Origin of the sequence: Streptomyces spinoverrucosus (genome assembly GCF_015712165.1) — a bacterium.
In the GTDB taxonomy this organism is placed as follows: Bacteria; Actinomycetota; Actinomycetes; order Streptomycetales; family Streptomycetaceae; genus Streptomyces; species Streptomyces spinoverrucosus_A.
The window spans coordinates 5,455,700-5,473,532 of the sequence record NZ_JADPZX010000001.1 but is presented as its reverse complement, the minus strand read 5'-3'; the positions used below and the strand labels follow the sequence as shown (position 1 = coordinate 5,473,532).

Sequence of the window (17,833 nt, the reverse complement as noted above, 5' to 3'; positions counted from 1 at the left end):
GCGAGGCGTGTTCGCGGAAAGCGCGAACCGGCTCGCCATCGTCGTTTCTGCGCGGCTGCGCCGCGCGCGGTGAGGGCTCCGCCACCCACACCCCCTCGGCGCCGGCCGCAGTGACCGTCGGCCGAGAGGTCACCCGTTCGCGATCTTCACCGTCCACGCCCCCGAAGCCGTGCGCCCCTCCACCTCCACCCGCACCCTTGCTCCCGGCACGGTGAAGCTCTCCCCCAGCTCGACCGGCGCGTCCGCGAGCGGGGGGTACACCGAGCCCTCCCAGCACGCCTCGGTGCGCGGGTGGGCGTCGATCACCTGGACCGGGCCGCCGCCGGACTCGGCGCCGGCGTGGACGCGGTAGACGAGGATGCCCTGCCGGCAGCTCTCCTGATCGTTGCCGACCGCGCCACGGGCCTCGAAGGCGAGGACGCTGTCGGCCCCGGTGCGCACCACCGCCAGCTTGGTCCCGCGGCCCATCCCGAAGGCCGGGGCGCCCGCCGGGGCGGTCGTCGGCTGTCCGGGCCCGGCGCCGAGCGACTCCAGCGTCAGCCGTACGGGCCTGTCGCCCCCGACGCACACCACCTGCCGTGGCTCCAGCCAGCCCAGCTTCCACTTGTGCCAGCCGAACAGGTCCGGGGCGAGTCCGAACTGGCTGCCCATCAGGTCCCAGTCACCCACATGGGTGTCCCAGTCACCTTTGCCGTCGACGGGGCGGTGGTAGAGGTCCGGCAGGTCGAAGACATGTCCGGTCTCATGGGCGAGGACGAGCCGGTCCGGCGGATGGTTCTCGAACACCGTGACGACCCGGTGGATGTCGGTGCCGTCGGCGCGCAGCGGGGTGTCCAGGTTGACCACTTTCGTGGCGTCCGAGTCGACGCCGGGGGCGTGCGGGTCGGCGACGAAGTAGATGACGTCGTAGCGCGAGAAGTCGACCTGGCCGTCGGCGGCGGCGAGCGCGTCGCGCAGATAGGCGGCCCGGTGCGGGGCGGCCCAGTCGCGCTGTATGGCGTACGCGGTGGACGGCCTCGGCATGCGGATCCAGTGCCGCAGCGGGTGTGGGCGAAGGCGGAACTTGCCGTACGAGGCACGTTCGAAGTAGCTGCTCGTCGTGGGGAAGTGGTCGGCCGTCAGTTCGGCGGGGGTGATCAGCGGGCGGGAGTCCGGGAAGGACAGGAAGACCATCACCGCGTCCAGGGTGCCGGACGGCCGTGGATAGGCGGCGTTCCACGTGTCCAGGCCCTCGGAGTGGTGGGCCTGGGTGCGGGTGAGGGCGCAGGGCGCGGCCGCGAAGGGTTCCGCGACCGAGGGGCAGGTGATGAGGGAGGTCGCCGCGACCGCCGAAAGGGTGGTGAACACGGCCGCTGTGCTGCGCAGTCGGGGGCGGGCGGCGGCGCGGCCGAGCCCCGCCAAGGCCTCACGGGCGCGTTCCCCCAAGGGCAGCAGGCGCGGCACATGGACCTCCGGATGCGGTTCGCGGGACACCGCATCCAGCCTGTGTGATTTTATTGTTGTATGCCCTGTTTGCCTGCACCGGACGAGTGAGGCGCCCGGGGTCCACGCCGGGTCACCGAACCGGCCGACACCCCCGAACCGCTCACGGACCGTCACGATCGGCCGAACCGTGGGGGAACCGGGCCTCAGACGGGCAGAAACGATCTGTCGGGAGGGCGGGTCGTTCCGCGCGTGTTCCGCGACACTGGACAGTGGGCTGCGAGCGCCACGGGCAGCCCTCTATGATCGGCACACTTCCTGACCCTTTCCTGCCCGGACAGAGATCGAGCAGAGATCGAGCGGATCGAGTGCACTGCGGGAGCGAGCGGTGAGCGGAACGTCCGAAGGGCCGACGCCCGCGGCAGACCTCATCGGGCCAGCCGTCACAGACAGTAATCACCAGGCGTCGCGAAGTACCGGGGCCGACGCCTCCGACCCCCATCGAACCGAGGCCGACGCCTCCGACTCCTACCGATCAGCCTTCGCGGCGGCCCCGCTCGCGATGGCGGTCGTCGACCGCGAGGGCCTGGTGACCGGCGCCAACGCGGCCCTCGCCGACCTGCTCGGCATCGAACCCGGCGAACTCACGGGCCGGGTCGCCGCCGACCTGGTCGACCTGGCCTCCGACGCCCGCACTTGGCACGCGTACCGCGAGCTGCTGCGCGGCCGCGACGCCAAACTGCGCTGCGCACGGCGGCTGAAGCACCCCGAGGGGCACAACGTCTGGGTGCAGGTCACCGTCGCCCCGCTGCCCGACGGCGCGGACGGCGTGCTGCTGGCCGCCGCCGACATCAGCGCCCGGCGTGAACTCCAGGGCAGGCTGCGGCACTTGCAGATGCACGACCCGGTGACCCGGCTGCCCAACCGCACCCTGTTCTTCGAGCGCCTCTCGGCCGCCCTCGACGTGGAGTCGTACGAACGCGGCGGCACCGGCCGGATCGGCCTGTGCTACCTGGACCTGGACGGCTTCAAGGCGGTCAACGACACCCTCGGCCACCGGGTCGGCGACCGGCTGCTGGCGGCCGCGGCGGAGCGCCTCAACCGCTGTGCGGACGAGGCCGGTTACGGCAGGGCGAGCGCGCCACTGGTGGCCAGGCTCGGTGGTGACGAGTTCGCCCTGCTGGTCGAGGACTCCACCGGCACCGAGCAACTCGCCGACCTGGCCGAGTCGGTGCTGACGGCGCTTCAGGAGCCTTTCGACCTGGCCGGTCAGCGGCTGTCGTTGTCGGCGTCGATCGGGGTCGTCGAACGGCAGGCCGCCGGCACCACCGCCACCGGTCTGATGCAGGCCGCCGACACCACGCTGTACTGGGCGAAGGCGGACGGCAAGTCCCGCTGGACGCTGTTCGACCCGGAGCGCAACGCGCACCGCATGACCCGCCAGGCGCTCGCCTCCACGCTCCGCCCGGCCATCGACCGGGGCGAGTTCGTCCTGGAGTACCAGCCGCTGGTCGGGATGGCGAACGGACGGCTGAGCGGGGTCGAGGCGTTGGTCCGTTGGAACCATCCGCAGTTCGGCATGCTGACGCCGAATCGGTTCATCGGATTGGCGGAGGAGGACGGCGCGATCGTCCCGCTGGGCCGCTGGGTACTCGCCACCGCCTGCCGCCAGGCCCGCCGCTGGCAGCTCGAACGCCCGGACGGGCCACCCCTGTTCGTCTCCGTCAACGTGGCCGTCCGCCAGGTCTGGGACTCCGATCTGGTCGCGGACGTCGCCGAGATCCTCGCCGAGACGGGCCTCGCCCCGCAGCTGCTCCAGCTGGAACTCACCGAGTCCGCGGTGATGGGCTCCGCCGGCCGCCCGTTGCAGGCCCTTCAGGCGCTCAGCGAGATGGGCGTCCGCATCGCCATCGACGACTTCGGCACCGGCTACTCCAACCTCGCCTACCTCAGCCGGCTGCCGGTGTCGGCGCTGAAGCTGGACGGGTCCTTCGTCCGGGGCTTCCAGTACGAGGATTCCGGCGCGCACCCCAGCCCGGCCGACGAGGTCATCGTCGAGGCGATGATCCAGCTGGCGCACCGGCTGGGGCTGACCGTCACCGCGGAGTGCGTCGAGACCTCCGCGCAGGCCGGTCGGCTGCGCCGGATCGGGTGCGACACCGGGCAGGGGTGGCTGTACTCCCGGCCGGTGCCGCCGGATCGCATCTCGCAGTTGATGGACTGCCCGTTCGGTCAGGCGGTCGGCAATCCGTAGGCGTCCGCGACGAGTTCGTAGGAGCGCAGCCGGATCTCGCCGGTGTGCGCGTTGGCGGTGATCATCAACTCGTCGGCGCCGGTGCGCTTCTGGAGGTCGTCCAGGCCCGCGCGGACCTCGTCCGAGGTGCCGTGGATGACGTTGGCGTTCCAGGAGGTGACGAACTCCCGCTCCATCGGGCTGAATTCGTACGCCTCCGCCTCCTCCGGGGTGGGCACGAGTCCCGGCCGTCCGGTGCGCAGCCGGACCATGCTGAGCGCGGCGGCGCGGACCTGGCGCCGGGCCTCCCGCTCGTCGTCGGTGGCGAGCGCGGAGACGCCGATGAGGGCGTACGGCTCGTCGAGGACGGCGGACGGCTTGAAGGACTCCCGGTAGAGGTCGAGCGCGGGGATCGTGTTCTGCGCGGAGAAGTGGTGCGCGAACGCGAAGGGCAGGCCGAGCAGGCCGGCCAGGCGGGCGCTGAAGCCGGAGGAGCCCAGCAGCCAGATCGGCGGGCGGTGCGGGGACTGGACGCCGCCGGGCGAGGTGGCCTGGACGGGGCCGGGGACCGCGTGGATACGGCGGTAGGGGTGGCCGTCGGGGAAGTCGTCGTCCAGGAACCGGGTCAGCTCGGCGAGCTGCTCGGGGAAGTCGTCGGCGCCCTCGCCCAGCCGGTCGGTCCGGCGCAGGGCGGCTGCGGTGGCGCCGTCGGTGCCGGGAGCGCGGCCGAGGCCCAGGTCGATCCGGCCGGGGGCCATGGCCTCCAGCGTGCCGAACTGCTCGGCGATCACCAGCGGGGCGTGGTTGGGCAGCATCACACCGCCCGAGCCGAGCCGGATGCGGTCGGTGTGGGCGGCGAGATGGGCGAGGATCACGGCCGGGGACGAGGAGGCGACGCCCGGCATGGAGTGGTGCTCGGCGACCCAGTACCGGTGGAAGCCGCGGGCCTCCGCGAGGCGGGCCAGGGAGACGCTGGTGCGCAGGGCGTCGGTGGCGGTGCGGCCCGCGCCGACGGTGACCAGGTCCAGTACGGACAGGGGGACGGGGGCGGTGCCGGGTGCGGCGCCGCGGATCTCGTCGCGCTCGTCGTGCTCATCGTCGGGCAAGGGGTGCCTCCTGGTCCGGTCCGTGCGGTGTCCTCACGCCGCTAACAGGAGACGGTCCCCGGTTATTCCCTCGCCGTGTCACACCTGCACGATCGGCTCCCTGGTGAACAGCGCCCCCAGTCCCGGCGCGTTCACCCGGCGGTCCGCCAGCCGCAGCGCCTCCCAGACGGTGACCTGGTTGGCGGTCAGCACCGGCTTGCCGAGCTCCTTCTCCAGGGCCGTGATGTGGGCGGCCGTGTGCAGGGCCGTGTCCGGCAGGAGGACCGCCTGTGCGTCGGGCGCGTCGGCCGCGCGGGCCAGCGCGAAGACCTCGGCCTCGCCCCAGGTGCCGACCTCGGCCGCCGTGATGATCCCGGAGCTGCGCACGCCGGTCACCTCGATGCCGGCCGCCCCCAGGAAGTCCGCGAACAACGACGCCACGTCCTCCGGATAGGTGGCCCCCACCGCGACCCGCCGCAGGTCGAGCTCCTGTACGGCGTGCACGAAGGCGAAGGACGTCGAGGACGCCGGCATGCCGGCCGCCCGGGCCAGGGTGCGCACCTGTTCGTGGGCGCCCTCCCAGCCGTGCACGAAGCTGCCGCTGGTGCACGCCCACACCACGGCCTCGGCACCGGCGTGCCGCAGTTCCTGGACGCCGGCCGCGAGGCGGTCCGGGGAGCCCATCTCCAGCAGGGCGTCCACCCGGTGGGCGTCCTCGCCGATGTCGGTGTGCACCAGGTCCACCCGGATGTCGCTGCCCAGGAGCTGCTCGATGCGCGGATAGTCGTCCTCGGCGGAGTGTCCCGGGTAGAGGAATCCCAGTGCTGTCATGTCCAGCCTTCCTGCTGCTGCTCTTCTTCCGGCACTACGGCACCGGGGGCCGCCCCCGGCAGTACGGGGCCGGTGCGCGCCGCCGGTTCGATCAGCGCCTGATACGGCCCCACGGCACGGGTACCCAGTCGGCGCAGCGCAGCCCACATCGTCACTTGGTTGGCCGAGATCACCGGCATGCGCAGCTCGGCCTCCAGTTGCGGGATCACGTCGTAGGTCGGCAGGTTGGTGCAGCTGATGAACAGGGCGTCGGCGGCGCCGCGCACCGCCTGCCGGGCCATGTCCACGACCTCGCGGTACGGCACCTTCCAGATGTGCCGGGTCAGGCCCATGAACGCGCAGCCCGTGACCGCGACGCCCGCCTGCGCCACGTACCCCTCCAGCGCCCGCGTCACCGACACCGTGTACGGCGTCACCAGCGCCACCCGCCGCACGTCCAGCTCGACCAGCGCCTCCAGCAGCGCGCCCGAGGTGGTGATCGCGGGCACGTTGCCCGCCCGGCTCATCGCCTCGCACATCGCGCGCTCGCCGATCATGCCGCCGACGAAGCTGCCCGAGGTGCAGGCGTAGGCGACCACCTCGGGTTCGATCGCGTTCAGCGTGCGTACCGCCTCGCCGAGCGTCTCGTGCTCGCTGACCAGGCGGGCGAGGTCGAGACTCACCTCGACCGGCACGTACGGGGTGCGGGTGACGTGCAGGGACACCTCGTCCGGTACCCAGCGCCACAGTTCGCGGTCCAGCGCGAAGTCGAAGGGGGCGACGACTCCGACGCCCCGCTGCGGACCCGGTCCGCCGAGAAAAGCGACGTCCATGGCAGGCACCGGCCTCACGCTCGGAGACGAGTGGGCAACGGATCGTGGAGAACGCCCGTGTTGACGACGGTAGGTTCGGGTGCGAGCGTGGTCAATCCGCCCGGATCACCCCCAGGTCAACACGTGGTTAAACCCCGTTGACATGTCGTCACCGGCCGACCCGCCACACTCGGCCGCCCCCGCGAACGGCTGGAGAAACGGCTGCCCATGACCACCCCGACCCTGCTCGTCCTGGACGCCGACCCGCTCCCCCGGCTCGGCCGCCTCACCGGCCGCGCCCGGATCGAGCACGCGGACGCCTCGACGCTCGCCGAGCGGCTGCCGTACGCCGACGTGCTGCTCGTGTGGGACTTCACCTCGCACGCGGTGCGCGAGGCCTGGCCGGGGGACGGGCCGCGGCCGCGCTGGGTGCACACGGCGAGCGCGGGCGTGGACCATCTGATGTGTCCGGAACTCGCCGCGTCGGACACCGTGGTGACCAACGCGCGCGGCGTTTTCGACCAGCCCATCGCCGAGTACGTCGCCGCCCTCGTCCTGGCGATGGCGAAGGACCTGCCGCGCACGCTGGATCTCCAGCGGGAGCGGACCTGGCGGCACCGCGAGTCGCAGAAGGTCACCGGGAGCCGGGCGGTCGTGGTCGGCTCCGGCCCGATCGGCCGGGCGATCAGCGGCACTCTCAAGGCGCTCGGCGTCACCACCGCGCTCGTCGGCCGCACCCCGCGCACCGGCGTCCACGGCCCCGACGACCTGGACCGGCTGATGTGCCGCGCCGACTGGGTGATCGCGGCGGCGCCGCTGACGGAGCAGACGCGGGGCATGTTCGACGCCCGCCGCTTCGGGGTGATGCAGCCGTCCGCCCGGTTCGTGAACGTCGGACGCGGGCCGCTGGTCGTCGAGGACGCGCTCGCCGAGGCGCTGGCCAAGCGGTGGATCGCGGGCGCCGCGCTGGACGTCTTCGAGGCCGAACCCCTCCCGCCGGACAGCCCGTTGTGGCAGGTCCCGAACCTGATCGTGTCCCCGCACATGAGCGGCGACACCGTCGGCTGGCGGGACGAACTGGGCGCCCAGTTCGTGGAGTTGTACGACGCCTGGGAGGCGGGTCGGCCGCTGCCGAACGTGGTCGACAAGCAGCGCGGGTATGTACCCGGACACTGACGTTCCTGGGAGGGTGGATGACCGAGCTCACCGAGCTGACCGCCGTACGACTCCTCGACGGCTACCGCAAGGGCGAGTTCAGCCCCGTGGAGGCGACCCGCGCGGCGCTTCAGCGGGCCGAGGAGATCCAGCCGGAGGTGAACGCCTTCGTCCGGCTGACCGCCGAGGACGCCCTGCGCCGGGCGCGGGAGTCGCAGGAGCGATGGCGGCGCGGTGAGCCGGACGGGCTGCTGGACGGGGTGCCGGTCACCGTGAAGGACATCCTGCTGCTGCGCGGCGCCCCCACCCTGCGCGGTTCCAGGACCGTCGCCCCGGACGGCCGCTGGGACGAGGACGCGCCCTCCGTCGCCCGGCTGCGCGAGCACGGCGCGGTGTTCCTCGGCAAGACCACGACCCCCGAGTTCGGCTGGAAGGGCGTCACGGACTCGCCGCTCAGCGGGGTGACGCGCAATCCGCACGACCCGGCGCGCACGGCGGGCGGCTCCAGCGGGGGCGCGGCGGCGGCCGTGGCGCTCGGCGCGGGACCGCTGGCGCTCGGCACGGACGGCGGTGGCAGTGTCCGGATCCCGGCCGCGTTCTGCGGGATCTTCGCGCTGAAACCGACGTACGGACGTGTGCCGCTGTACCCGGCGAGCGCGTTCGGGACGCTGGCGCACGTGGGGCCGATGACGCGGGACGCGGCGGACGCGGCGCTGCTGATGGACGTGATCGGCCATCCGGACTCCCGCGACTGGTCGGCGCTCGGGCCGGCGGCCGGGGCCTTCACCGACGGTCTGGCGGGCGGGGTGCGCGGGCTGCGGGTGGCGTACTCGCCGACACTGGGCGGGCAGGTGGCGGTGCGCCCGGCGGTCGCGGCGGCGGTACGGCGGGCGGTGCAGCGGCTGGCGGAGCTCGGCGCGTACGTCGAGGAGACCGACCCCGACCTCACCGACCCGGTAGAGGCCTTCCACACCCTGTGGTTCAGCGGGGCCGCCCGCGTGATCCAGCGGCTCGGGCCGGAGCAGCGTGCGCTGCTGGACCCCGGGCTGCGGGAGATCTGCGCGCAGGGCGCCCGCTACTCGGCGCTGGACTATCTGGCCGCGGTGGACGTCCGGATGGACCTGGGGCGCCGGATGGGCCGCTTCCACGACACCTACGACCTGCTGGTCACCCCGACCCTGCCGATCACGGCGTTCGAGGCGGGCGCCGAGGTGCCGAAGGGGTCCGGTCACCGGCGGTGGACGGGGTGGACCCCGTTCACGTACCCGTTCAACATGACCCAGCAGCCGGCGGCGACCGTGCCCGTCGGGACGGACGGGGACGGCCTGCCCATCGGGATGCAGCTGGTGGCGGCCCGGCACCGGGACGACCTGGTGCTGCGGGCGGCGCACACGCTGTACGAGGCCGGTGTCACATCCGGCTGAAACTGAGCGTCTCGCCCGCCGCTCCGGAGCGCCACAGGTCGTTGCACGCCTCGGCCATGTCCTCAAGGCCCTCGACGACCTGACCCCAGACGATGCCGGGGACCCAGCCGACGTCCCCGTTGAGCAGCAGGTTGTTGCGTTCGTAGAAGAGGGCGAGGTCCACGACGGTGGTACCGGCGCGGACCTCGCGGTCGTAGCCGTAGGCCTTGGTGCCCAACTCTGTTCCGGCGAAGGCGAAATAGCACAGGTCGCCCGGAATGGGGGTAACTGTCGGATTCTCCAGGGGTGGTTCCGTTTCCGCGAACGGCGGGAACAGGGCGTAGATCTCGTTGCGTGCGTACTTCGCGTGGTACACGTCACCGGACAGGGGCAGGGCCTCCCAGACGGCCGCGCAGGTCAACGGGGCACGGTCGGCCAGCAGTTTCGCCGTGCAGCGCACTCCGCGCCGGGTCAGTGAGACCTCGATGAACCGATCACTCATGGGTTCCCGGATGCCCAGGGGGCATACATCTCATGCTCCCGGGTAGCCGCGCGCCCATGGCTCCACCACTCAGAAACAGCCACCACATATCCGGGCCCACCCGCCGGTCGCTGCTCGCGGGGGTCGCGGCGCTCGGCGCGCTGGGTGCCGCCGGCTGCAGCCGCGTGGCCACCGCGTCCGGCACGAACGGCGGTGACCTGCTCGACCGGCTGAAGGCCGCCGGTGTCGTACGCCTGGGCATCGCGGGTGAGATCCCCTTCGGGTACATCGACAAGGACGGCGAGCTGACCGGCGAGGCGCCCGAGCTGGCCAAGGCGATCTTCAAACGGCTCGGGGTGGACCGGGTACAGCCCGTGCCGACCGAGTTCGGCTCGCTCATCCCCGGCCTGAACTCGCAGCAGTTCGACGTCGTGGCCGCCGGGATGTACGTCACCCCGGAACGCTGTGAGCAGGTCATCTTCGCGGACCCCGACTACCAGATGCCCGACGCGTTCGTCGTACGCAAGGGCAATCCGATGGGGCTGCGCGACTACAAGGACGCGCTCGCCAAGAAGGCGCGGATCGCCACCGGGACCGGCTACGCCCAGATCGAGCACGCCGTCGAGGCCGGGTACCGGCGCGGCGACATCCTCATCGTCCCCGACCAGGTCGCCGGACTGAACGCCGTCGAGGCCGGGCGGGTCGACTACTTCACCGCCACCGCGGTCACCTCCCGCCTGGTCGTACGGACCTCCTCGAAGACGGAGGCGACCGAGCCCTTCACCCCGATCGTCGACGGCAAGCCGCAGCTCGCCGGCGGCGCCTTCGCGTTCCGGCCGACCGAGACCAAGCTGCGGGACGCCTTCAACGCGGAGCTGCACAAGCTGAAGAAGAGCGGCGAGGTCTTCCGGATCCTGCGCCCGTTCGGCTTCACCGAGACCGAGATGACCGAGATGACCGCGAAGGAGCTGTGCGGCGGATGACCTCGGGACTCTGGGAACTGGTACTGACGGGCACCTGGACCACGGTCCAGCTGCTGGTGCTCAGCGCGCTGCTGGCCGCGGTCGTGTCCTTCGTCGTCGGCATCGCGCGCACCCACCGGCTGTGGATCGTGCGGTTCGCCGCGGGCTTCTACACGGAGGTGTTCCGCGGCACCTCGGCCCTGGTGATGATCTTCTGGGTGTTCTTCGTGCTGCCGCCCGCCTTCGGCTGGCAGCTGGTCCCGCTGTGGGCGGGCACCCTGGCCCTGGGGCTGACCTACGGGGCGTACGGCTCGGAGATCGTGCGCGGCGCGCTGAACTCCGTCGACCCGGCGCAGCGTGAGGGCGGGATCGCGCTCAGCTTCACGCCGTGGCAGCGGATGCGGCTGATCCTGCTGCCGCAGGCGGTTCCGGAGATGATCCCGCCGTTCTCCAACCTGCTGGTCGAGCTGCTCAAGGGCACCGCCCTGGTGTCGATCATGGGCATGGGCGACCTGGCGTTCAGCGGCAACCTGGTGCGGCTCGCCCTTCAGGAGAGCACGGAGATCTACACGTACGTGCTGCTCATCTACTTCGTGATCGCGTTCCTGCTCACCCGTGTGATGCGCGGTCTTGAGCACCGACTCAAGGCGGGGGTGGCCCGATGAACTGGGACTGGGGAGCGGTCCGCGACTTCATGCCGCAGTTCTGGGAGGGCCTGCTCGTCACCCTCCAGGCGCTGGTGCTGGGTTCGCTGATCTCGTTCGTGCTGGGGCTGGTGTGGACGCTGCTGATGCGCACGCCGAGCCGCTGGGTGCGCTGGCCGGTCGGGGTGTTCACGGAGTTCGTGCGGAACACGCCGCTGCTGGTGCAGCTGTTCTTCCTCTTCTACGTGCTGCCCGAGTGGGGGCTGACGTTCTCGGCGCTGACCACCGGCGTCTTCGCGATCGGCCTGCACTACTCGACGTACACCATGCAGGTCTACCGGGCCGGTATCGAGGCGGTGCCCGCCGGGCAGTGGGAGGCCGCGACGGCGCTCAGCCTGCCGACGGCCAGGACGTGGCAGGTGGTGATCCTGCCGCAGGCGATCCGCCGGGTGGTGCCGGCGCTCGGGAACTACGTGATCTCGATGCTGAAGGACACGCCGCTGCTCATGGCGATCACCGTGCTGGACATGCTCGGCCAGGCGCGGCTCTTCTCCCAGGAGCACTTCCGTTTCACCGAGCCCCTCACCGTGATCGGCGTGGCCTTCGTCCTCGTCTCGTATCTGGCCTCCGTACTTCTGCGCACCCTGGAGCGACGTCTTGTCCGTTGAGATCAACAAGCAGCCCGCCGACAGCCCCCATACCGGTCCCGCCCCGCTGATCCGCCTGGAGCAGGTCTCCAAGCGGTTCGGGGACAACACGGTCCTCGACCACCTCGACTTCTCCGTCGACGCGGGGCGGCACGTCACCCTGATCGGGCCGTCCGGGTCGGGCAAGACCACGATCCTGCGGCTGCTGATGACCCTGACCAAGCCCGACGAGGGCACGATCACCGTCGACGGGGAGAAGCTCTTCCCGGCGCCGGAGAAGCAGATCCGTGAGGTCCGCAAGAAGATCGGGATGGTCTTCCAGCAGTTCAACCTGTTCCCGAACATGACCGTGCTCAGGAACGTCACCGAGGCGCCGGTCACCGTGCTCGGCCTGTCGAAGGACGAGGCGGAGGCGCGCGCCCGTGAGCTGCTGGACCTGGTGGGCCTCGCCGACAAGTGCGACGCGCGGCCGTCCCAGCTGTCCGGCGGGCAGCAGCAGCGGGTGGCGATCGCGCGGGCGCTGGCGATGCGGCCGCAGGTGCTGCTGCTCGACGAGGTGACCTCGGCGCTGGACCCGGAGCTGGTCGCGGGCGTCCTGGACGTGCTGCGGGACATCGCGCGCAGCACCGACATCACCATGCTCTGCGTGACCCACGAGATGAACTTCGCCCGGGACATCTCCGACCAGGTCCTGATGTTCGACTCGGGTCGGGTCATCGAGTCGGGCCCGCCGGAGAAGATCTTCGGCGACGCCGAACACGAGCGGACACGGGAGTTCCTCAGCGCTGTGCTGTGACGTTCCGGACTGGCTCGTGCCAATGGCATATGCCACACGCTTACGCCCCTGTTGACAGGGTCGCAATCTCGTCAACTGCCGCTCACTAATGGCCCCTTGCCGGTTATCGTGGAAGGTGAGAGCAGGCCCAGGACGGGGAGCGGGAGCGAGCGCACAGGGGGGAAACCGTGGCGCTGAAGCACGAGCCGACCGCGCCGTACCACTCGGCTCAGGACGCGTTGCGCGTTCTGGAGGCGGTGGCGCGGCACCCCGCCGGTGTCACCGTCGGCGAGATCGCCCGCCACACCCGCCTCGGCGCGGACCGGCTCACCGGGCTGCTGCGCATGCTGCGCCGCGAGCGGTACGTCGAACAGGTCACGGACGGCGCATACGTCACCGGCGTCACATTCGCCCGTCTCGGCTCCGCCCACAACCGCGATCAGGCCCTGCGCGAACAGCTCCAGCACACCCTCGACCGGCTCCGGGACTCCGTCGGCGCGGCCGTGTACATCAGCCGGTACCTCGACGGCGAGGTCCGGGTCACCCAGTACGCGGCCGGCCCGGGCACCCCGGCGGTCAACGAGTGGGTCGACTTCCGCTACTCCGCGCACGCCACGGCGGTCGGCAAGAGCCTGCTCGGTCAGCTCGACCACGCGGGCCGCCGCGATCATCTCGCCCGGCACAAGATGGCCCGCCTCACCTCGCGCACGATCACCAGCGACAAGGTGCTGCTCTCCCGCCTGGACGCCCAGCCGGCCACGGTTCCCGTGCTCGACCTGCAGGAATACGCGATCGGCACGGTCTGCGCGGCCGTCCCGATCACCGCCGGCTCCTCGGTGGGGTGCCTTGCCCTGTCCCTCCCGGTCGAGCACGCCCACCGGCTGCGCCAGGCGGCGGACACCCTGAACCGCAACGCGGCCCCGGTGCTGCTGTCCCTGACGATCTAGGCGGCGCCGATACCGGTCAGGAGCACCCCCGCGGACCGGGTAGTATTTTCTACGTCGCCGACCGCGGGAACGCGGAAGGCGGGAGTCATGCGCCGCTAGCTCAGTTGGTTAGAGCAGCTGACTCTTAATCAGCGGGTCCGGGGTTCGAGTCCCTGGCGGCGCACAGATGAGGAGCCCCTCGCGGTGAGCGAGGGGCTCCTTCGCGTGTCCGGCGCGATCGGAACGCTCAGAACGTGACGTCCGAGCAGGCGTAGAACGCGTTGGCCGTGTCCGCGATCGTCCACACCGCGACGATCACATGCCGGCCGCTGAGCCCGGACGGCAGGGTGCCGGTGTGCGAGAGGGTCTGCGGCGGGCGCTGACCGCCGTAGGGGACCGTGAAGAACGGGGTCAGGTTGAGGTCGGAGCGGGCCAGGTTGTGGTTCTGGTTCCAGCCCGGCTTGGTGATGTAGTACTTGAAGTCCGTCGTGGCGTGCATGGCGGTGAACTGCCAGCGGAACGTGTAGCTCTGACCGCCGTTCACCTTGGTGGCGGGCCAGGCCGCGCCTGACGGTGTCCTCGGTGCGCTGAGCTGGGCGAAGTGGCCCAGTCCCGCGTTGCATATCTGCCCGTCGGCCGGGCCGCCGCCCGGGAAGCCCTTCGGGCCCTCGACGCTCTGCGGCTCCCACTGGATCGCTCCGCAGTTGGTCACGGTGCCGTTCTGGCAGAGCTTCTGCCGGCTGATCGGCAGGTCGGTGTAGCCGTGGCCGCTGGCACCGCCGGAGGAGAGCACGAGGGCACCGGTGGTCGCCAGACCGAGCACCGCGGCGGACAACTTGGTCTTTTTGCGCATACTGCCGCTCCTGGAGACGTGGGGGAAGTTCAGTGAGCTTGCAGGTCTAGACCAAGTCAGAGCGTATTGCCGTTAGTTGAACATGTCCATACCAATCACGGACCTGTTTCTCCCCGCCCGGCGCAGAACGCCACCGTCAAGTCCTTCACCAGCACCTTGCGTTCGTAGTCGTCCAGCTCCACCAGCCCGCGCATGGTCAGCCGGGTCACCGTGTCCTCCACCGAGTCCACGACCGACGTCAGCACGCTCGCCCGGTGCTGGGCGTCCAGTGCGGCGATCCGGCGGCGGTGCATCGCGGCGGCCACCTCGGGGGCGTACTCCACCCGCACCGGCTGCACCGAGAACACCTCGAGCCCCACGGGTGTCGCGTCCGCCGTCACCAGCCGGGTCAGCGCGTCGGCCGCCGCGTCCACCGCGGGCTTCGCCGCGCCCGGCATCTCCACCGGCACCCGCGCCAGCGCCGCCTCCACGCACACCCGCAGATACTCCTCGTGGTCCTCCACCCCCAGCATCGCCCGCGCGGTGTCCCGCACCCGCCACACCACGAGCACCACCACCCGCAGCGCGACCCCGCTCCCGTCGGCCGCCGGCATCGGCTCACTGCGCCAGTGCCGCAGCCGTACGTCGACCCGGCGGCGCAGCAGCAGCGGGTTGACCCACATCAGACCGGTCCGCCGGACGGTCCCCCGGTAGCGGCCGAACAGCCCCAGCACCCAGGCCCCGCCGGTCCGCCCCCGTGCCAGTCCGCCGAACCCGAACAGACCCAGCACCCCCGCCCCGGCGTACGCCGCCCACTGCGCCGGACCGAGCCCGGCCCCCGCGTACGCCGGCAGGCCCAGGGCCGCGGCCACCACCGGCGGCAGGGTGCCCGCCCACCACGAGGTGACCGTGCACCCGGCCGCCCCGACCGCACCGGCGAGCACCCCCACCGCGGGGGGCAGCACGCGCGCGGGCCGCTCGACCAGGGCGGGGTCGACCTGCGGCACCGGGCGGGCCCGCGACGGGACCGGGCGGCGCAGCCGTGGCTGCTCCCCGGTGCCCTGCCGACGGCTCACCACGGCGGGCCGCAGCTGGACGGAGACCGGGTCGGGGTCGTCGCGGAACAGCAGATGGACGGGGATCTCGGTGGTCGCCTCGTTCTGGATCAGCCGGGCCGGCCGGGCCGGGGGCGGCGGGTCCTCCTCGGCTCCCCCGGGGTCGGGTGTCTCGGGAGTGGTCGTGGTCATGCGTGTCTCCAGCCTCCGCGCCAGATGCGTTCATACCGAGCAGGTCAGAAGAAGAGCCGCCGCCAGGTCTCCGGCCCGGGGTAGCCGTCCGCCGCGCCGCCCCGCCAGCCCTGGGTGCGCTGGAAGGCCTCGACACCTCGCCGGTCCGCCTCGCCCCAGCGCGGTCCCGGCCCGTTCGGGTAGTACCTGCCGAACCCCTTCTTCACCAGCTGCCTGCCGAGCTGGGTGACATGCGGGTTGTTCGCGCCGGGCCGGAACATCGCCCGCCCGGGATACGGCGCCGCGGCGTGCTTGTCGTCCTGCGGGACATCGACCGAGGGCATGGTGGGCGTCTCCGGCGGGATCGCGGGCGGTGTCTCGGGGGGCGTCACGGGCGGGATCGTGGGCGGTGTGGCGGGCGGGGTCGTCGGCGGCGTCTCGGGTGGGATTTCCACCACGCCCTTGTAGCGATACGGGATGTATCGCGACGAGTTCGTCCAGTAGGCGTAAGGGGTGGTCAGCCTGCGGGCGTGCGGGCGGGTCGACTCGTAGGCGACGTAGTACGTCCGGGAGGAGTCGACCCAGCCGCCGAAAAGGACGACGTGCGAGCCGTTCTGCGGGTTGTCGGGGTTGTGGAACAGCAGCATGTCGCCGGGCTGGAGTTCCGCCTTGGTGATACGGGTGCCGAAGGTGTGAAGAGAGCCGGTCCATTCGTTCTGCGGCAGGCTCCAGGCCATCGAGACAAAGCCCGAGCAGTCCTGCCGGTAACCGTCCTCCCAGTAGGAGGTCATGCTGTACGGGACCTTCGCGTCGACCCATTTCTGGGCGCGCTCGATGATCTCCGCCCGGGTGATCTCGGGCGTCTTCCCCGCCTCCGACGGCTTGGCCGGTGTCCCGGCCGGGCCGTGCAGCGGGGCCTTGTTCCCCTGCGGGCTCTGAGGCTCGTCACCTGCGGGAACGCCGGGTCGGAGGGGGGCGTGGACGGCGGCGAGGGCGGGCACGGTGTGGCCGACGCCGAGGGCCGTGGAGGTCACGGCGGCCAGGGCGAGGACGCGTCGGGTGGCGAGGTGGACGGAGGGGCGGTGGGGAGCGGAATGGGGGAGTACGAGGCGCCAGTGGGCGCATCCGGGGCAGTCGCAGTCGCTCGCGGGATCGATTTCCTCGAATACCGGAGTTTTCATGCGATTCCCCTCACACTTCACGTGGGCATTTCCGGGCCAGTGCACGTTGATCAGTTTCACAACTGTCTTCCGGGCGCGCATGTTGACGGTCCGAATGATGTACGGCGTCCGCCCGGGCCCCGGCGGGCCCCTCCCCGGTGGTCAGAAGCACCCCCGGAGGTCATGTAGGGTTAACGACGTCAGCACGCGCCGCTAGCTCAGTTGGTTAGAGCAGCTGACTCTTAATCAGCGGGTCCGGGGTTCGAGTCCCTGGCGGCGCACTCGACAGCGAGGCCCCTCACTTCGGTGGGGGGCCTTCTGCATGCCCTCGGTTACCCTCTGGCCATGGCAGCGCGTGACCTCCAGGAGAGGATCAAGAAGCTCATCGTCGACCGCCGGCTGGCCTCCGGGGCGCCGCTGCCGACCGAGCCCGAGCTGATGGTGTTCCTCGGCGCGAGCCGGAACTCGGTCCGGGAGGCGCTGAAGGCACTCCAGGCGATGGGGATCGTCGAGATACGACACGGCTTCGGCACCTATGTCGGCCGGATGTCCCTCGCCCCGATGATCGAGGGCCTCGCCTTCCGCACGGTCGCCGGGCACTACCGGGGCGAGGACAGCCTGCTGCAGCTGCTGGAGCTGCGTGAGGCGGTGGAGACGGGACTGGTCTCCCGGCTCGCGGGGCGGCTGCCGGAGTCGGACCTCGTCGCGCTGGAAGCGCTCGTGGATCGTATGGATCACCGAGCCGCGCAGGGTGTCGGCTTCGCCGAGACCGACCGGGCCTTTCACGCCACCCTCTACCGGGGGCTGGACAACGTGCTGCTGAGCGAGGTGCTGGAGGCGTTCTGGGATGCCTTCCACCGGGTGAGCCGGGATCTTGTCGAGGTGCCACAGGACCCGCGGATCACCTGGCGGCAGCACCGGGAGATCCTGGACGCGGTGCGGTCCGGCGACTCGCCACGCGCCGAGCAAGCAATAAGAGACCACTTCAGTCACATTCGCACCCGACTGATATCAAGTGCACCAACCGACACTGACTTGTGTCCGAATGAGCCCCTATAACGGGTAAATACCGTGTATCGCATCTTGCGATCATGCGGAACGGCGTAGAACCCTGGTTTTCAAGTGGCTGCTGACAGGCGCCACTTGGGGGGCAAGTAACCGGTTGCTGGTGTTGCGGGGAGAGGGGGCCCCTTCACGCACCGATGCCGAGGGGGGCATCACGCGACCGGAACGTCGCAGTTCCATGTTTTAGGGACACGC

Annotated in this window: 17 protein-coding genes and 2 tRNA genes; 11 read left to right on the top strand and 8 right to left on the bottom strand. The window is 71.2% G+C overall.

All coding sequences use genetic code 11. The features are described from left to right. Positions 1 to 129: 129 nt before the first annotated feature. The gene (locus tag I2W78_RS24905; protein ID WP_196462493.1) at positions 130 to 1,473 is read right to left on the bottom strand and encodes a M6 family metalloprotease domain-containing protein; all 1,344 of its coding nucleotides are present in this window, start codon (positions 1,471 to 1,473) and stop codon (positions 130 to 132) included. Between the two features lie 337 nt (positions 1,474 to 1,810). Here I2W78_RS24905 and I2W78_RS24900 point away from each other — a divergent pair, with 337 nt between their 5' ends. Next, complete coding sequence (locus I2W78_RS24900; RefSeq protein WP_196462492.1) at positions 1,811 to 3,676, top strand: putative bifunctional diguanylate cyclase/phosphodiesterase; 1,866 nt, start codon at positions 1,811 to 1,813, stop codon at positions 3,674 to 3,676. On the opposite strand, the gene I2W78_RS24895 is transcribed toward I2W78_RS24900, so the two are convergent. The 3 genes from I2W78_RS24895 to I2W78_RS24885 form a co-directional block, all read right to left on the bottom strand. Beyond that, positions 3,655 to 4,761 (bottom strand): LLM class flavin-dependent oxidoreductase, encoded by a 1,107-nt coding sequence (locus tag I2W78_RS24895; RefSeq protein WP_196462491.1) that lies wholly within the window; start codon positions 4,759 to 4,761, stop codon positions 3,655 to 3,657. The two genes, I2W78_RS24900 and I2W78_RS24895, sit on opposite strands and share 22 nt — an antisense overlap. Positions 4,762 to 4,839: 78 nt before the next feature. Next, complete coding sequence (locus I2W78_RS24890; protein ID WP_196462490.1) at positions 4,840 to 5,571, bottom strand: maleate cis-trans isomerase family protein; 732 nt, start codon at positions 5,569 to 5,571, stop codon at positions 4,840 to 4,842. Further along, positions 5,568 to 6,383 (bottom strand): maleate cis-trans isomerase family protein, encoded by an 816-nt coding sequence (locus I2W78_RS24885; RefSeq protein ID WP_196462489.1) that lies wholly within the window; start codon positions 6,381 to 6,383, stop codon positions 5,568 to 5,570. Before I2W78_RS24885 ends, I2W78_RS24890 begins: the two co-directional genes overlap by 4 nt. A gap of 207 nt (positions 6,384 to 6,590) precedes the next feature. Between I2W78_RS24885 and I2W78_RS24880 the strand changes: the two genes are divergently transcribed. Further along, complete coding sequence (locus I2W78_RS24880; RefSeq protein WP_196462488.1) at positions 6,591 to 7,538, top strand: D-2-hydroxyacid dehydrogenase; 948 nt, start codon at positions 6,591 to 6,593, stop codon at positions 7,536 to 7,538. A 17-nt stretch (positions 7,539 to 7,555) separates the two neighbouring features. Further along, positions 7,556 to 8,941 (top strand): amidase, encoded by a 1,386-nt coding sequence (locus tag I2W78_RS24875; protein ID WP_196462487.1) that lies wholly within the window; start codon positions 7,556 to 7,558, stop codon positions 8,939 to 8,941. Here the strand turns inward: I2W78_RS24875 and I2W78_RS24870 are convergent. Next, positions 8,928 to 9,422: a DUF3830 family protein gene (locus I2W78_RS24870; protein WP_196462486.1), complete on the bottom strand. Its 495-nt coding sequence runs from the start codon at positions 9,420 to 9,422 to the stop codon at positions 8,928 to 8,930. The genes I2W78_RS24875 and I2W78_RS24870 overlap by 14 nt on opposite strands. A 56-nt stretch (positions 9,423 to 9,478) precedes the next feature. Between I2W78_RS24870 and ehuB the strand changes: the two genes are divergently transcribed. The 6 genes from ehuB (at position 9,479) to I2W78_RS24840 (ending at position 13,539) form a co-directional block, all read left to right on the top strand. After that, positions 9,479 to 10,384 (top strand): ectoine/hydroxyectoine ABC transporter substrate-binding protein EhuB, encoded by a 906-nt coding sequence (gene ehuB, locus I2W78_RS24865; protein ID WP_196462485.1) that lies wholly within the window; start codon positions 9,479 to 9,481, stop codon positions 10,382 to 10,384. Continuing rightward, positions 10,381 to 11,028 (top strand): ectoine/hydroxyectoine ABC transporter permease subunit EhuC, encoded by a 648-nt coding sequence (ehuC, locus tag I2W78_RS24860; RefSeq protein ID WP_196462484.1) that lies wholly within the window; start codon positions 10,381 to 10,383, stop codon positions 11,026 to 11,028. The genes ehuB and ehuC overlap by 4 nt, the downstream gene beginning before the upstream one ends. Next, positions 11,025 to 11,675 (top strand): ectoine/hydroxyectoine ABC transporter permease subunit EhuD, encoded by a 651-nt coding sequence (ehuD, locus tag I2W78_RS24855; protein ID WP_196462483.1) that lies wholly within the window; start codon positions 11,025 to 11,027, stop codon positions 11,673 to 11,675. The genes ehuC and ehuD overlap by 4 nt, the downstream gene beginning before the upstream one ends. After that, complete coding sequence (gene ehuA / locus I2W78_RS24850) at positions 11,665 to 12,450, top strand: ectoine/hydroxyectoine ABC transporter ATP-binding protein EhuA (protein WP_196462482.1); 786 nt, start codon at positions 11,665 to 11,667, stop codon at positions 12,448 to 12,450. Before ehuD ends, ehuA begins: the two co-directional genes overlap by 11 nt. Before the next feature lie 167 nt (positions 12,451 to 12,617). Next, a complete protein-coding gene (locus tag I2W78_RS24845; protein WP_196462481.1) occupies positions 12,618 to 13,376 on the top strand; it encodes an IclR family transcriptional regulator in 759 nt (252 codons plus the stop codon). 89 nt (positions 13,377 to 13,465) lie between these two features. Then, positions 13,466 to 13,539 (top strand) — tRNA-Lys (locus I2W78_RS24840). 63 nt (positions 13,540 to 13,602) lie between these two features. On the opposite strand, the gene I2W78_RS24835 is transcribed toward I2W78_RS24840, so the two are convergent. From I2W78_RS24835 to I2W78_RS24825, 3 genes are all read right to left on the bottom strand, one after another. Then, positions 13,603 to 14,208, bottom strand: a complete 606-nt coding sequence (locus I2W78_RS24835) for a lytic polysaccharide monooxygenase auxiliary activity family 9 protein (protein ID WP_196462480.1) — start codon at positions 14,206 to 14,208, stop codon at positions 13,603 to 13,605. 95 nt (positions 14,209 to 14,303) lie between these two features. Further along, positions 14,304 to 15,434, bottom strand: a complete 1,131-nt coding sequence (locus I2W78_RS24830; protein WP_196462479.1) for an SPFH domain-containing protein — start codon at positions 15,432 to 15,434, stop codon at positions 14,304 to 14,306. 44 nt (positions 15,435 to 15,478) lie between these two features. Continuing rightward, entirely contained in the window at positions 15,479 to 16,594 is a 1,116-nt protein-coding gene (locus I2W78_RS24825) for a peptidoglycan-binding protein (RefSeq protein ID WP_196462478.1), read from the bottom strand. Positions 16,595 to 16,780: 186 nt separating this feature from the next. Here I2W78_RS24825 and I2W78_RS24820 point away from each other — a divergent pair. Both I2W78_RS24820 and I2W78_RS24815 read left to right on the top strand, forming a co-directional pair. Continuing rightward, positions 16,781 to 16,854, top strand: a tRNA-Lys gene (locus I2W78_RS24820). A 64-nt stretch (positions 16,855 to 16,918) separates the two neighbouring features. Continuing rightward, entirely contained in the window at positions 16,919 to 17,632 is a 714-nt protein-coding gene (locus tag I2W78_RS24815; RefSeq protein ID WP_196462477.1) for a FadR/GntR family transcriptional regulator, read from the top strand. The last annotated feature ends 201 nt before the right edge of the window (positions 17,633 to 17,833 follow it).